Source organism: Shinella sp. 838 (assembly GCF_029623935.1).
Classification (GTDB): domain Bacteria; phylum Pseudomonadota; class Alphaproteobacteria; order Rhizobiales; family Rhizobiaceae; genus Shinella.
Genome location: NZ_JARSBQ010000007.1, coordinates 132921 through 147078, shown reverse-complemented (window position 1 = coordinate 147078; position 14158 = coordinate 132921). Strand labels below are relative to the sequence as shown.

Below are 14158 nucleotides of genomic sequence, written 5' to 3'. Positions count from 1 at the left end.
CCGCGTGTCTGTCCGGACTACTGCCGCAAATGTTCTGCGAAAGCCGACGGCCCGGGTGCCGGAACATCGCCTGTCGAGGGCTGTCGTCGTTCTCTCATTCCGGCAGTTTTCTCGGCAGCCAGAGCCATGCGACGATGCCGAGCGTGAGTGTCATCAGCCCCCCGGCGCCGACCGCCATGTGCAAGCCGGTCAGGAAAGCCGCCTTGGCTTGTGCGGTGGCCTCGGGGGTGACGCCGGCATGATCGAGGGTTTCATTCAACGTGCCGGCAACGCCCGGGCCGAGAAGGCGGAAGCTCAAAGTCGCCAGTGACCCCAGAAGCGAGATGCCCAACGCATTGCCCAGTTCATTGCTGGTCTCGGCAAGGGATCCGGCAGCGCCAGCGCGCTCGGCCGGTACGGCAGAGACCGCGACTTCGGCCACGAGGCTGAACGACAGGCCGAATCCGATGCCCGCGATCATGGTTGAGGCGATGAAGGCGGCGACGCCGGTCTGCGTGCTCGTGAGCAGCAAGAGGAAGACGCCGGCGCTGATGAGCAGCAGGGTTGCCACAAGGGCGGTCCTGCGACCGACCCACTCCACCACACGGGCAGTGCCGACGCAGGTTGCGGTGAGCACGACGGCTCCAGGCAGCGTCAGCAGCGCGGTTGTGAAGACGTCGAAGCCGAGCACCGCCTGCAGATAGATGCCTGACAGGTAGCTGGCAGCGGACCATACGACGAGGGACAGGAGGCCGGTCAGGATGGCGATCGAGAATATGCGGTCGCGAAACAGGTCGAGGTCGACCAGTGGATCGCTGATTTTCGTCTGGCGGCGGAGGAACAGTGCGACGGAAAGGATGCCGATGATCCCGACGATGGATTGTTTGAGCGTGAAGCCGTCGGCGGCGGCGGTCTTGAGCGACCAGGTGAACAGCAGGATACCTGCAAACGACAGCAGAAGGCTCGGCAGGTCAATGCGCCCGCCGGTCGTCGAACGGACTTCGCGCAGCAGTATCGGTGCGGCAATCAGGAAGGCGAGGACAACCGGGATATTGATCAGGAATACGATGTTCCATTCGAAGTGCCTGAGCAACATGCCGCCGATGAGGGGGCCGATGGCGAAACCTGCGGCGAATGTCGCGGCGAAGATTCCGATGGCCTGCGCGCGCTGGCGTGCATCCGGAAACAGGGCGCTGACGATTGCCAGGCCCGAAGGCAGCAGTGTAGCGCCCCCCAGTCCCATCAGCGCCCTTGCGATGATCAGGCCAAGTGGCGATTGCGCATAGCTCGCCCCGAGCGATCCTGCGCCGAAGACGATCGCGCCGGTCATGATGAGCCTGAGCCGGCCGTAGCGGTCGCCGATATTCCCGAAGGCGATCAGCAGGGACCCGACGACAAATCCGTAGATGTCGAGAATCCAGAGTGCCTGGTCGGCCGATGGCGTAAGGGCGGACGTCAAATGTGGCATCGCCAGATAAAGTATCGAGCCGTCCATGGCGACGAGCAGCACAAGCGGCAGCACAGCAAGGAGGCCAAGCCATGCGTTTCGATTGGTGGAATCCGGTAGTGTCATATCACTCATTGGGCATAGATCCTCTACAAACGGCGCACAGGCGCGCGCCGCTTTCGCCGCCGGCTCCCGGCCGGCTTGGTGGTTGCATATGAAGGGGTTTCTGTTATATACTTTTAGTAAGTTACTTAAGGTATATAATGATGTCAAGCACTCCCGCGAATGCCAGCTCCACTGCGAAACGGGTCCGCCTCAGCCGTGACGAGCGGCACCGCCAGCTTCTGGGCGTCGCGTGGCGACTGGCCCGGGAGGAGGGGACCGACGCGCTGACCTTGCCACGTATGGCCAATGAATCCGGTGTGACGAAGCCGGTGATCTACGACCATTTCGGTACCCGGAACGGCCTGTTGACGGCGCTTTACCAGGATTTCGACGAACGCCAGACGGCGCTGATCGATGCCGCCATTGCCGCCAGCGTGCCGACACTGGAGGGGCTCGCAAGGGTCATCGCCTTGTCCTATGTCGAATGTGTGCTGGCGCAAGGTCGCGAGATTCCCGGCATTCTGGCCGGCCTTGCCGGCTCCCCTGAACTGGAGGCCGTCAAGCGCGAGTATCAACTCGTGTTCATCGAGAAATGCCGAAAGGTGTTGGCCCCGTTCTTGGGGACGGCGGGTGTCGAGCCTGCTGGCTTCTGGGGGATGCTTGGCGCCGCCGACGGCCTATCCCATGCTGCTGCGTGCGGGGAGATCACGGTGCAGCAGGCACAGGACGAACTCTATGAGAACATCATGGCAATGGTCGGCAGGAGTGGTCGCTAGCTTTGACGGTGAACCGGTGCTTCTCAAGCCGGCCATGGGCAACAGGCTGAGGCATTCATGAGTGATCCTGTGGGGGTGAATGTGCCCCTTCCCCCGGAAATGAGGATTGCTGTCCCCGACAGGCGCGCCAAAGGGCTCCGGCTGGGTTGCAGCCTATTCCGGAAGTCGCAAGTGCTGTTGCACTGATTGCAAACCACAATCAGTTTTGGCAGATGAAACCAATTGCATTTTGAAATCAGTTTGATGTGCTGAAAATTTCGGAGTGACCAATGGAGCAGCGACAGGGGAATGAGATCTTGCACAAGACGTTCGTTTTCGAACGGCGGTGCGAGGCTCCGGTGGAGCGCGTGTTTGCGGCATTTGCGGACCCTGCTGTCCGTGCGACCTGGAGTGCGCCGTCCAACGATGCCGCATTCGTCTATAATGAAGGCGACTTTCGCGAGGGCGGTGAGGACCAGTTCCGCTGTGGTTCAAAGGAAAATCCGCAATATACCGGGCGCACGACCTATATCTCGATTGTGCCGGACAGGCTCGTGGTCAGCAGTGAAACTGTTGAAACCGGCGGGCGGACACTGATGTCGAGCTTGATCACGACGGAACTTGAGGCCAGTGCCGATACGACGAGGGTCAAGGTAACCGTGCAGGTGGTTTCCTTTTTTGGCGAAGGAATGTTGGGGGGCGTCGAGATTGGCAACAATGCTGCCCTCGACAATTTGGTCGCGTGCGTGCGGGTGCCCTTTGAGTTCTGAAGCCGGTGCTGAAAACGGGCTCGCAGCAATGCAGGTGGAGTGCTCCACCCCTCGCTAGCGCATTGGACGCGGCCGAGGCGAGGCCGATCCTTGTTGTGGCTACGGTACGGAACCCTCAGGTCCTTCATCGGCGGCCGGGCCGATAAGGACAGCATGCACCACGAGCCGCAGGTGCCGCCCGCCATCGATGGTGAGGGAGGTGTGCTCGAAGGTCACGGGGTGGCCCTCGACGCGGATCGCGCGCGTGCCAGTGCAGGGCATGTGAACATCGGGGTTCTGCCACAACGCCTTGAATTCCGGTGAGATGGTTTCCAGCTCCGCGACCAGCGCGCGCATATCCGTATCGTCGCGTGCGCCTGCGAAATCCCGTCGAAAGCTCGCCAGCATGGTTTGCGCCTGGCTTTGCCAATCCACCAGAACATCACGGAGATTCTGGTCGCAGAACAGCATCCATAGAAGGTTGCGACGGGGAGAGGCCTGGTGAGTGAAGCCGAACAGGTCGTCGGCGGCTCGGTTATAGGCAAGGACGTCCCAGCGAAGATTGAGCACATAGGCGGCGTGCGGCGAAAGGTCGTCCATCAGGCGGCCCACCAGAGAAGGCACGGTACACCATGTCTTGCCGGGTTCCGCCGGCGGACGTTCCTGGGCAAGCAAAAAGAGGTGTCGCCGCTCGGCCGCATCGAGTTTGAGAACGCGCGCGAGATTGTCGAGAAAGCCGGCGGAGACGCCGATGTCTCGCCCCTGTTCAAGCCATGTGTACCAGCTAAGTCCGACGCCGGCGAGGGCGGCCACCTCCTCGCGTCGCAGGCCGGGCGTGCGCCGTCGTCTGCCGGCGGGCAGGCCGACATCCGCCGGTGTCAGGCGTTCGCGCTGCGCGCGCAGGAAATCTGCCAGTTCAGGCCGGGTTCGTTCGAACGTACGCATCTCTGCCGCCACTAAAAGTAATAGCATAATGAGTTAAATTGTACGGGTGTCAATGCTCGGGCATGGCTGTTGCGTCAGTAACATGAGGACGCAAGATGAGTTCCGATACCCATACCCCCCGACCCTTTCAAAGCCGGGGAGACGGCATTGCCGCCGGTCCACCATGGCTGGGCCTGTCCATTCTCCTGCTTGCCGGTTTCGTAACGATCTTCGATCTCTTTGTGGTCAATGTTGCGATCCCGAGCATGCAGGCCAGTCTCGGTGCAAGCCTGCCGCAGATCGGATTCATCATCGCCGGCTACGAACTCGCCTTTGGAGTACTTCTGATCACGGGCGGGCGGCTGGGGGACATCCATGGACGACGGCGGCTTTTCGTCTTTGGCATGGCAGGGTTCACGCTCGCCTCAGCACTTTGCGGGCTGGCGCCCAATGTGGAGATCCTGATCGGCGCGCGGATAGCGCAGGGATTGACCGCAGCCCTCCTGTTCCCACAGGTCTACGCATCGATCCGGGTGAATTTTTCTGCGAATGACAGTCGCCAGGCCTTCGGACTCCTCGGCATGACCTTGGGTCTTGCGGCCATCGCGGGTCAGGTCATGGGCGGGTTTCTTGTCGAAGCCAATCTCTTCGACCTCGGCTGGCGCACCATTTTCCTCATCAATATTCCCATAGGTCTTTTTGCCATCGCGATGGCTCGGTTCATTCCCGAGACCCGGGCACAGGAGCGTCCGGCGGTCGATTGGCAGGGTGTCGTCCTTGTGAGCCTGGGACTCACGCTTCTGCTCGTGCCGCTGATCGAAGGGCCGGCTCACGGGTGGCCGCTCTGGGCCTTTGCGTCGATGGCCTGTGCTGTCGTGCTGGCCGCCGCATTCTACCTGCAGCAGGAACGTCGGCGCCAGGCGGGTTTCGAACCGCTGGTCGATATGACGCTCATGCGCCAGCCGCGCTTTGCCTGGGGCGGGCTGCTGGTGGTCCTGATCTATTCGACCTCCTCGTCTTTCTTCCTGTGTTTTGCCCTTCTGGCCCAGACCGGATTTGGCTTGAGCCCGCTCGAGGCGGGCAGTGCCTTCGTGCCGTGCAGCGTCGGCTTCGTCGTGGCATCGCTGGTCGCGCCGCGCCTTGTCGCCCGCTTCGGCCCACCGGCGATCGCAGCGGGCGCGCTGCTCTACGCCCTGTCGCTTGGCATCCTGATCGCCCAGGTCTGGGTCGCAGGGGTCGACCTCGTCGTCGCGCATCTGATCCCGATGCTGATCCTGGTTGGCGCGGCCCAGGGGCTCATCATGACGCCGCTTCTCAATCTCGTGCTTGGTTTTGTCGAGGAACGCCAGGCCGGCATGGCCTCGGGTGTCGTTGCGACGCTCCAGCAGGTTGGTGCTGCCCTTGGAGTGGCGGTTGTCGGTATGCTTTTCGGCGCGGCCCTTGGAGCTGGCGGCTCGGCGCAGCTCTACGCCTCCGCCTTCGTGAGCGGAATGACATACAATCTTGCAGCTGCTACCGTTGCTGCGGCCGTGATCCTCGCCATTGCCCGCGGGAAGCCAAAGCCCCGAACCTGATGCCTTTCCGTCCGCCTCTGCCGCATGATCGGCCGGATCCCACGGCCGCTCCAACGTGATCGACGGGCAGGGGTGGTCGGCGCTACTGCCGAAAATAGACGACCATCCTCAGGTGCCGGTACTCGTCCACGGTGAGCATCTCATGCAAGAAGCGGAGAGTGGCTCCGTCTCGATCCAGCAGGGTGCCGATACCCCGGGCGTAGTTTTCCAAGCTCGGCTGCTCGAACCAACGGCGGAAATCCGGTGAGAGTCGCTTCAGTTCATCGACAAGGCCCAGCATCGCGGGATCGTCGGGCGCTCCCGCAAGGTCATAGCGAAACTGCGTGAGAAGTCTCGGCGCCTCGGCGCGCCATTCGGGGAGGCGGTGGCGGAATTGCGGGTCGGCAAAGAGGAGGCGCATGACATTGCGGTCGGACCGCTCGCGGGGTGTGAAGCTGAACAAATCGTCGGCCGCGCGGTTCCAGGCAACAACATCCCAGCGAAGGTTGACCACATAGGCGGGCCGCATGACAAGATCGTCCAGCAATGTCTGAACGAGCGAGCCGACGGACGGCCATTGATAGGCTTCCGGTGGCGGTGGGCGCCGGTGTGCGAGCAGGAAGAGATGGCTGCACTCGGCGTCGTCGAGTTTCAGCGCTTTCGACACCTTGAGCAGGAAACTCTCGGAGACCTGGATATCGCGCCCCTGCTCGAACCAGGTGTACCAGGTGAGCCCCACCCCCGCGAGCGCAGCCACCTCCTCGCGCCGGAGGCCGGGCGTCCGGCGCTGGCCCGTCGCGGGCAGGCCGGCATCGGCTGGCGTCAGCTTTGTCCGGTGACGCATCAGGAAGTCGGAAAGGTCGGTTCGCGTGCGTGCGAATGAGCGGGTCGACAAGACTGTTGCCTTTGGTAACAGGATAATTTCCAATATTGTAACAGGATGATCATGCCTGGAAAGTCTGCCTGCAACAAGGAGGCAGCATGACTTCTCACGACGAACTTGATCTTCCGCCCTCTGGAATCCTGACTGCCGGGCTGCCTCCGCCGCCCGCAACAGCCAGTATCCGCGATTGGTTGGGGCTTGCACTGCTTGCCCTGCCCACCATCCTGCTCGGCCTCGATCTTACCCTTCTTCATCTGGCGCTTCCGGCGCTCGCCGCTGATCTGCAGCCGACCAGCACGCAGGCTCTCTGGATCATGGATGCCTACGGCTTCCTGATAGCGGGTTTTCTGATCACCATGGGAACGCTCGGTGACCGCATCGGGCGTCGCAAACTCCTGATGATCGGCGCAGCCGCCTTCGCGCTTGCCTCGATACTCGCGGCCTTCTCCACGAGCGCCACCATGCTGATTGTCGCACGGGGCCTGCTGGGAATGGCCGGTGCAACATTGATGCCCTCGACGCTGGCCCTCATCACGAACATGTTTGCCGACCCGAGGCAGCGTGCGCTCGGCTTTGGCATATGGGCGACCATGTTTGCGCTCGGCATGGCGCTCGGCCCGGTGGTGGGTGGCGTGCTCCTGGCGTATTTCTGGTGGGGCGCCGCGTTTCTCCTGGCCGTCCCGATTGTCGGCCTTTTGCTCGTGCTGGCGCCCGCCCTTCTGCCGGAATATCGGGCACCACGGGCCGGCAGGCTGGACCTTGCAAGCGTCGGCCTTTCGCTCGCCGCCATGCTGCCGGTGATCTACGGCATCAAGCAGTTTGCCAAGGATGATCTTGGGGTGCAGCCGATCGGGGCGATTGCGGTGGGGCTCGCCTTTGCCGTGCTGTTCGTGCGCCGGCAGCGTCGGCTTGCCGATCCGCTGCTCGACATCAGCCTGTTTTCAAGTCGGGCTTTCAGCGTGGCGCTGGTCGTGCTGCTGTTCGGCCTTGTCGCGGTTGGCGGCACGATGCTGCTGGTTACCCAGTACCTGCAGCTCGTTGCCGGTTTTTCTCCGCTCGTCGCCGGTCTCTGGATGGGGCCACCAGCCCTTGCCATGGTCGCTGCAGGTGTCGCAGCGCCCCTGATCGCGCGGCGCGTTCGCCCCGGTTTCGTCGTGGCGGGTGCCCTGGGACTGTCGGTGGTGGGGTACCTGTTGCTGACCCGGATCGATACCAGCACTTGCGGTGTCATTATCGTCGTCGCCGGATTTTCGCTTGCCTATCTCGGGCTCGGCACGATTGCGGCGCTTGGCACGGATCTGGTGGTCGGCTCGGCTCCCGTGGAAAAAGCCGGCTCGGCTTCAGCGATGTCCGAGACGGTGCAGGATCTCGGCATATCGCTCGGTATTGCGGTGCTTGGCAGCCTTGCAACCGCTATCTATCGTCAGGCCATGACCGGTCGAATACCGGAGGGGCTCGGCGCGGAGGCCCACAGGGCCGTTGGTGACAGCCTGTGGGCGGCGATGTCGGTCGCTTCGGAACTGCCGCCTGGCCTCATGGAGACGGCACAGGCCGCATTCACGGCAGGGTTCAGCAATGCGGCGATGTTTAGTGCCGCAGGCGTCGCCATTCTTGCGGTTCTTGCCGCTGTTTCGCTGCGGCACGTCGGCGCCATCGAAGGCGGCGATTCGCACCGCGGCCCGTAGGCCCAGGATTGTCCGACCTCCGATGCATCGCCTTCGCCCGTCCGGCGACGACGCTCCTTCATCGCTCCCCGGTTGCGCGGTTTTGGCCAGGGAGGGGAAGGGACAGGACGATGGCGGCGTGGCGAGCAGACGCTGATGGCCGGCTTCGTCGTCCGCTGCGAGGGAACCGGTATGGGACTTGCCATTGTCAGCCAGGTCATGTCGACCCATGGCGGATCGGTTGGCTTGGGAGACGCGGTTGGCGGCGGCCTGGCTGCAAGCCTCGTCTTTCCCAGTCCGCAGAAGGGCATCCAATTGGAATGTCGAAGTAATTTATCTCCGATCACTGCCTATCAGAGCTATTGACCTTCCGCGCCGTTCATGATGCGTTCCAGATCATGGATTTTTATCGCCTATCACTCAATCTCACGACGAAGGGTGGATTGAGGGGTGGGTCGGAAACGGCTTCATCCACGTTGGCCGTCGATCGTGCCACCACGTCGTCATAGGCGGCCTGCGCACGTTCGCTGACGGCCTGCACAATCTGGCGAGCGGCATTAGCCACCTTTTCAGGAGAGCCGTCGCGCTGGACACCTTCAAGGGCGGCAAGCCTTGCCGAATTCTGATCAACGCGGCGCTGCTGGAATGCCTCGGGCCGTTTCGTCTGGATACCGCGCTCAAGACCACCAACCCCCATGTCGCCTGTTGCCTGGAAGGTGGTGGGCTGTGAACCGGAAACCAGGTCGGCGGCCGGATCTTCAAGGGAGCGGCGGAAGGCGGAAAGGTCGGTCGCGCTGTCGGCAAGCTGGCGAGCTGCAAGGCGTTCACGCCCGGCCTGATAGAGAGGCGCAGCGGCATCACGGGCCATGCGATAACCATTGACGCGGTGCCGCCAGAAGCCGTTCCGACATCCTCAAATTCATGCTGGAGATACGATCATGCCGAACGAAACCGTTCCGGTAGCCGGCGCAGCTATGCCCACAACCATTGAAGAGCTGTTCCGGCGTTGGTGCGAGGCCGAGCGCCTTGCATCCTTGCCCATCGCAGACGAGGACGCCGAGCCTCTCCTTGCCGAGTGCCAAGCTCTACAGGACCAGATAGAGGGCAGCCAGCCAGCAACAGCAAGGGAGTTGGCTATCATACTCCTGGTTGGCACGGATCGCTGGGCCAGCCAGGTCGAGCCGAAACTAAGGGCGCTGGTGGAAACTCTTGCCGAGGAGCGCGAATAATGAAGAGCGCGGCAATCGAACGTTTCCGCCGCTCCGAACTGGAGCGATGCATCGAGAAGATGATTTCGCTTCTCGACATGATGGACGGTGATTGCGACCTTGAAGACGGCGCCGATGAAGAACCATCTTTGTCGGTACGGCCCTCAATCATCAACGGCCGGCCTGAATATGATCTGGAAGCCGACCCGGCAGAGTCTGGTATCGCAGACCAGGAAGCATTCGACCTCATCATGTTCACTGATACGAACTTGAGGCAGATAGGATGAAGCGAGCTGCAATCCCGAGGGAATTCGCGTCGAGCAGGCAGCGCACGCCCTCTCGCTCCTCAGTCCATAATTTGAGCTGCCACGTTGAGAGCGTTCAGCCGGTGATACACCCTCTTCCTAGGCGCTCTAGCAACCAGTCAGGCCACGTTCTCGCGGGATCGTTCATCGCTCTGCCCGCATTGTTGTCTCGCTCCCAAATGTATAGCTTGAACAAATCATTAGGCGTAATCTCAAAAGTTGAATTTCTGGGCTTGAAGTATCTGTGAGGGTGGGTGCCGTTGGGCAACTTGTAGCCCTCTATGACAACGTGTGGGCCTTCGATCCCATGCCAAAGCATGTTGTCCCGGGGCGTCGTAATGTCGATGTGGCACGAGACCGACAGAAGCTGCCCCTGATATGATACGGCTATCGGGGCGCCCCCCTTCTTCGTATCGCTAGTGTAGGCGTTTCTGCCCCAGCTAAGTATTATGTATTTGCAGATGTGGACGTTGAAGCGAACATCATAGTTTTGCCGCCCCAGCTTTTTATCGCCCGACTGGAATGCTCCGAGTGGGTTCGTTCGTTGGCCTCTGTTTCCCGAGGGAGCATTCTGTGTTGGAAACAGATTGAATGTTCCCCGAGAAATCTCTTGATGCATCCGCCGGGACATATCCTGGATATGATCGGGGGTATTGAATGTCCCCCTCTGCAAGCTTCCCGCTGGCTGAACAGTTGGCCATTTCACGAGGTTAACTCCCGTTTTCGGTGGATTTGATTAAGAAGCGCGCCGGCTAATCGGTTGCCGAATCTCCCTCAACGGTACTAAGTTTCTGCATCGGAACAAGATTAATTCACGCATAGCGCGAGTTTTTAACGCCTCAAATTGCGTAAAAAGAGCAGCAAGGCGTTGCCCACCAGTCGAAGACAGTCGGTCCAAATGTGGGACCGAACGTGTCAGGGGCTAAACCGCCACTCAGGCGCTTGCCGACCTCCTCAGCCAGGGCACAGTGAGCCTGAAGCGCGGCGATCCGAAGAGCCGGCGCGCCGGTTCGAGGTTTTCACGGGCAGCGGCCGTCGGCGCGAGTGGAGCGCTGAGCGCAAGGCTGCGATTGGCCGGGGCATGCATCATTCAGTGATGGCAGCCTTAAGGAGACGACATGCTGAGTGGCTAGGCGCGGCGGTGCATGAAAGACTTCTTCAAGTGGATACCTGAGAGCGGCTTGGAGCCGTGGTTTGAAAGGGCCCCTATCGATCTAGGCGCCTGGTGCCGGTTGCTCCCGAGGAGTGAGTGGCGCCCACTTTTCGTTCCATGACGTTCGCAGCAGGAGAGGTGCTGAGCTCGTCACCGGATGATCGGTTATCTACCAACCGCTCTCCGCCGGACTTGCTTTTCCTGTCGCTTACGTTGTGGCGTCAGTGCAGGCGTGGCAACAGCCTCTTGCGCTAAACGAAGCGCACGGAGCTTTTCGGTTTTGATTTCGCGTGCCTTTGCTTCCTGCTCGATAATTCCTCTCGCAACGAAAGTGGTCGCTTCCGACTTCTGCTCCGCGCTTGCCTTCGTGGGTTTGAAGAATTGCTGTTTTGTAGCCATCATTCGTCACCTCCTTCGGGGTAATTCCGAGCGTCCGTTAGGGCCGGCCAATGGCCGTCTTCTTCTTTGGCGCGGGAATCAATCCTTCACGTTGCGCTTTCTTGCGTGCCAGCTTGCGGGCACGCCGCACGGCTTCCGCCTTCTCGCGCACTCGCTTTTCCGAAGGCTTTTCAAAGGCGCTCCGTGCCTTCATTTCGCGGAAAAGGCCTTCCCGCTGCATCTTCTTTTTCAGAACGCGAAGGGCCTGATCGACATTGTTGTCCCGTACGAGAACCTGCAAGATATTTCCTTCCGATAGCGGTCGATGCCGCTGTTATGATCTGATTACTTCCTGATCCGGATGCTCGAAGCTTTGAACCAAGGCTCTTTGTTGCTTTCAGAACCTCGCGGAGCAGGCGCCGGCCGCGCTGTTGCGCTTTCCTGTTCCTCGATATCGCTCGCAAGGATGCGGCGTTCAAACTTCTCGTCGCCAAGGCGGACTCGGTACTGGATCTCCCCGCGGTCTGACGGCCGGACACCTACAATTCGGCAGGGTCGGTTGCCTTCCGCGCGGCGGAATAGATCAGGCTTGAGCTTCACCATGTCGCCAACGGCATAAACTGTCTGGCTCATGACCAGGTCCTCGCGTAGCGTGTGGTTGAAAACAAAAAGGCCGGGCATCACCCCGACCTCTTCCTGTCGTTCGTCATCGGCGCTGCCAGTACATCCGTGGTCAGCGTCAGAGAGACGACAATTCCTTATGCTGCGCGCAGATTGTCAGCCGAGCTCTTGCCAGACTTTCGGTCCTGCACGACATCGTAGCTTACCTTTTGGCCCTCAACGAGAGAGTTGAGGCCCGCGCGTTCGATGGCGGAAATGTGCACGAAAACGTCTGTTGCACCGTTGTCGGGTGCGATAAAGCCAAAGCCCTTGGTGCTGTTGAACCACTTTACAGTGCCTGTGTTCATAACGATTTCCTTTCAATCGTTGTTGATGTCGTCGGATTGACGAACCATGTAGATCGACGATGAGAGGAGATCTGACCGGGCCACTGGGGCGATAGACAAAAGGTCACAAGCAAAGTTCGATGGGCTGAAGATAGGTTTTTCCGCAGCACAAGCAAGTTTTTATTTTTGCCAATACCCCGAGGCAGCATTTTCTTTTTGCTAAACGCCCTCATTTTCAAAGCGGTAGCGCGGGTTATTTTTTTTCGAGGAGCCTTTGGATTTCGCCGTTATTTGCCGAAGCAGGGGGCAATCCGTGCCAGGGCGGTGTGCAAGGTATTCGTCCGACGCATCGAACCGCGCCAGTCGTGCAGCTCTCGGCCGAGAGCATTTACTTTGTACGATTCGACGGCAATGAGGTGACGTTGCCCTTGGAACTTGCGTCTCTTGGCGAGATGCTGGAAACAAGGGATGGGGGTTACAAACTCTTGCGGCTCTTCGACACAATCGAAGAGCGAGGAAAATGGATTGAGTGGCTGGACGCTCCGTCGAAGCCTAGAGTGGTTTCGCAGGTGAAGCCGACGAAGTGAGGTTTTCCGTTGGTGTAGTTGCCCCCTAAAGACCGGACATTCTCAGGTTTGAGATTTGAGGCTCAGGAACTCACGCGGTGAGCGATATCCCAAAGCCTTGTGTGGGTGAAGGGCGTTGTAGTGCTCGAACCAGAACGGCAGATGGGCGATGACGGTTTCGGCATCCGGGGTCGGGTTGACCGCGACGTAGTCCCTCTTGAAGGTTTTGACGAAGGCCTCCGCCATGCCATTCGACTGGGGGCTGCGCACCGGCGTCGAACACGGCTCCATGCCGATGTCGCGAAGCAAGGATTTGGTGTCCTTGGCGACGAAGCAGGAGCCATTGTCGGTGAGCCATTCGATCGGCTCCGGCAGGATGTTGATGCGGCCGAAGCGGTTCTCCACGGCGGTGATGATGAGGTCCTGCACGTCCTGGCTCTTGATGCCTTCGGTGGTGGCGACATGGGCGATTGCCTCCCGGTCGCAGCAGTCGAGGGCGAAGGCGACGCGGACCTTCTCCTTGTTGTCGCAACCGATCTCGAAGCCGTCCGAGCACCAGCGGATGTTCGAGCGCTCGACCGCAACCCGGCCATCGTGACGGCGCGGATCGACAGTTCCGGTGTGACGTTCGAGCAGGAGATCGTGCAGCCGCATCACCCGGTAGACACGCTTGGCATTCGGCCACGGACGCCCTTGTTCGCGGGCGTTGCGACGCAGGACAGCGTGAACCCGCCGATAGCCATAGGTCGGCAGGTCGGCGATGATGGCCTTGATCTCCTCCACCAGTTCCCGATCCGGCTGTGGTGGCCGTCCTCTGGCTCCGGAAGGGGAGCGTGCGGCACGCGCAGCGACATTCGAGCGGGCGACACCCAGCGTCTCGCAGACGGCCTTCACTTTAAAACGTCCTTCGGCAGAGAGAGCGTGCGCAACAGGTGTTTTTTTGAGCCGGTGGCGATTTCGAGGGCTTCCTTGAGGATTTCGCCTTCCATCGTCTTCTTGCCCAAGAGACGCTGCAACTCCTTCACCTGGTTCTGAAGCGCCCGGTATTCGGAAGCCGGGACGACCTCTTCCTCGGCTGCCGTCGCCGTCAGTGCGCCTTGAGCGGCCAGCCTGCGCCAGCCAAACAACTGGTTCGGGGCGATGCCGTGACGACGGGCAACGAGGCTCACCGTCGCATCCGCCTCGTAGGTCTCACGGACAATCGCCAGCTTCTCCGCCGTGCCCCACCGACGACGGCGCTCAGGGCCCGACAGGACCTCAATCTTATTGTTGCTGCTAGTCATAATGCCGACATTACTTCTGTGGTTGCCGTCCGTTGCGCAAGAAGTTTCCAACCCTTCTGACGTGTGATCGAGTGCGGTCTTCTGTCAGGCCTTTTATTGCGGCACTTCGAAAGACCGCTGGCCGGTATGGTGATCTGCGGATCGGGTCCAAATCTCCTACACGGGCTACAGACCCTGAGTAATGTTCTGGTTTTCCCAATCCCGATCAGTTCGATCATGCGCCCATTCAGGTCGTCGACTTCTCACACCTCATCGCCGG

Annotated in this window: 17 protein-coding genes; 8 read left to right on the top strand and 9 right to left on the bottom strand. The window is 60.6% G+C overall.

The annotated features are described in order from the left end of the window. Positions 1-94 precede the first annotated feature (94 nt). Positions 95-1561: an MFS transporter gene (locus P9A16_RS20825; RefSeq protein WP_023517013.1), complete on the bottom strand. Its 1467-nt coding sequence runs from the start codon at positions 1559-1561 to the stop codon at positions 95-97. A 131-nt stretch (positions 1562-1692) separates the two neighbouring features. On the opposite strand from P9A16_RS20825, the gene P9A16_RS20820 reads away from it, so the two are divergent. Both P9A16_RS20820 and P9A16_RS20815 read left to right on the top strand, forming a co-directional pair. After that, positions 1693-2307 carry a TetR/AcrR family transcriptional regulator gene (locus P9A16_RS20820; protein WP_037406326.1) on the top strand — a complete coding sequence of 205 codons (615 nt, stop codon included), beginning with the start codon at positions 1693-1695 and terminating at the stop codon, positions 2305-2307. Positions 2308-2576: 269 nt separating this feature from the next. After that, positions 2577-3056 (top strand): SRPBCC domain-containing protein, encoded by a 480-nt coding sequence (locus P9A16_RS20815; RefSeq protein ID WP_024270344.1) that lies wholly within the window; start codon positions 2577-2579, stop codon positions 3054-3056. A 99-nt stretch (positions 3057-3155) separates the two neighbouring features. Here P9A16_RS20815 and P9A16_RS20810 read toward each other — a convergent pair whose 3' ends face one another. Next, the gene (locus P9A16_RS20810) at positions 3156-3980 is read right to left on the bottom strand and encodes a helix-turn-helix transcriptional regulator (protein WP_023515398.1); all 825 of its coding nucleotides are present in this window, start codon (positions 3978-3980) and stop codon (positions 3156-3158) included. Between the two features lie 95 nt (positions 3981-4075). Between P9A16_RS20810 and P9A16_RS20805 the strand changes: the two genes are divergently transcribed. Then, positions 4076-5533 (top strand): MFS transporter, encoded by a 1458-nt coding sequence (locus P9A16_RS20805; protein ID WP_023515399.1) that lies wholly within the window; start codon positions 4076-4078, stop codon positions 5531-5533. A gap of 82 nt (positions 5534-5615) precedes the next feature. On the opposite strand, the gene P9A16_RS20800 is transcribed toward P9A16_RS20805, so the two are convergent. Then, the gene (locus tag P9A16_RS20800; protein WP_050746226.1) at positions 5616-6356 is read right to left on the bottom strand and encodes a helix-turn-helix transcriptional regulator; all 741 of its coding nucleotides are present in this window, start codon (positions 6354-6356) and stop codon (positions 5616-5618) included. Between the two features lie 137 nt (positions 6357-6493). On the opposite strand from P9A16_RS20800, the gene P9A16_RS20795 reads away from it, so the two are divergent. Together P9A16_RS20795 and P9A16_RS20790 are read left to right on the top strand one after the other, a co-directional pair. Beyond that, a complete protein-coding gene (locus P9A16_RS20795) occupies positions 6494-8080 on the top strand; it encodes an MFS transporter (protein WP_023515401.1) in 1587 nt (528 codons plus the stop codon). A gap of 135 nt (positions 8081-8215) precedes the next feature. Then, positions 8216-8425, top strand: coding sequence for an ATP-binding protein (locus tag P9A16_RS20790; protein WP_023515402.1), 210 nt, complete (start codon positions 8216-8218; stop codon positions 8423-8425). A 40-nt stretch (positions 8426-8465) separates the two neighbouring features. Here P9A16_RS20790 and P9A16_RS20785 read toward each other — a convergent pair whose 3' ends face one another. Beyond that, a complete protein-coding gene (locus P9A16_RS20785) occupies positions 8466-8927 on the bottom strand; it encodes a hypothetical protein (protein ID WP_023515403.1) in 462 nt (153 codons plus the stop codon). A gap of 70 nt (positions 8928-8997) precedes the next feature. On the opposite strand from P9A16_RS20785, the gene P9A16_RS20780 reads away from it, so the two are divergent. Together P9A16_RS20780 and P9A16_RS20775 are read left to right on the top strand one after the other, a co-directional pair. After that, the gene (locus P9A16_RS20780) at positions 8998-9288 is read left to right on the top strand and encodes a hypothetical protein (protein WP_023515404.1); all 291 of its coding nucleotides are present in this window, start codon (positions 8998-9000) and stop codon (positions 9286-9288) included. Beyond that, positions 9288-9554 (top strand): hypothetical protein, encoded by a 267-nt coding sequence (locus P9A16_RS20775; RefSeq protein WP_024270345.1) that lies wholly within the window; start codon positions 9288-9290, stop codon positions 9552-9554. Before P9A16_RS20780 ends, P9A16_RS20775 begins: the two co-directional genes overlap by 1 nt. Before the next feature lie 1336 nt (positions 9555-10890). On the opposite strand, the gene P9A16_RS20770 is transcribed toward P9A16_RS20775, so the two are convergent. From P9A16_RS20770 to P9A16_RS20755, 4 genes are all read right to left on the bottom strand, one after another. Continuing rightward, a complete protein-coding gene (locus tag P9A16_RS20770; protein ID WP_024270346.1) occupies positions 10891-11127 on the bottom strand; it encodes a hypothetical protein in 237 nt (78 codons plus the stop codon). A 34-nt stretch (positions 11128-11161) separates the two neighbouring features. Further along, positions 11162-11404: a 30S ribosomal protein S21 gene (gene rpsU, locus P9A16_RS20765; protein WP_024270347.1), complete on the bottom strand. Its 243-nt coding sequence runs from the start codon at positions 11402-11404 to the stop codon at positions 11162-11164. Positions 11405-11448: 44 nt separating this feature from the next. Continuing rightward, a complete protein-coding gene (locus tag P9A16_RS20760; protein WP_037406336.1) occupies positions 11449-11736 on the bottom strand; it encodes a hypothetical protein in 288 nt (95 codons plus the stop codon). 125 nt (positions 11737-11861) lie between these two features. Beyond that, positions 11862-12071, bottom strand: a complete 210-nt coding sequence (locus P9A16_RS20755; protein WP_023517599.1) for a cold-shock protein — start codon at positions 12069-12071, stop codon at positions 11862-11864. Positions 12072-12376: 305 nt separating this feature from the next. Here P9A16_RS20755 and P9A16_RS20750 point away from each other — a divergent pair, with 305 nt between their 5' ends. Continuing rightward, the gene (locus tag P9A16_RS20750) at positions 12377-12637 is read left to right on the top strand and encodes a hypothetical protein (RefSeq protein WP_037406257.1); all 261 of its coding nucleotides are present in this window, start codon (positions 12377-12379) and stop codon (positions 12635-12637) included. 42 nt (positions 12638-12679) lie between these two features. On the opposite strand, the gene P9A16_RS20745 is transcribed toward P9A16_RS20750, so the two are convergent. Then, positions 12680-13899 (bottom strand): IS3 family transposase gene (locus P9A16_RS20745; protein WP_156031937.1). Its coding sequence is split into 2 segments (ribosomal slippage): positions 12680-13560 and positions 13560-13899, totalling 1221 coding nucleotides; the frame shifts between segments, so codons are not numbered across the junction. Positions 13900-14158: the final 259 nt, after the last annotated feature.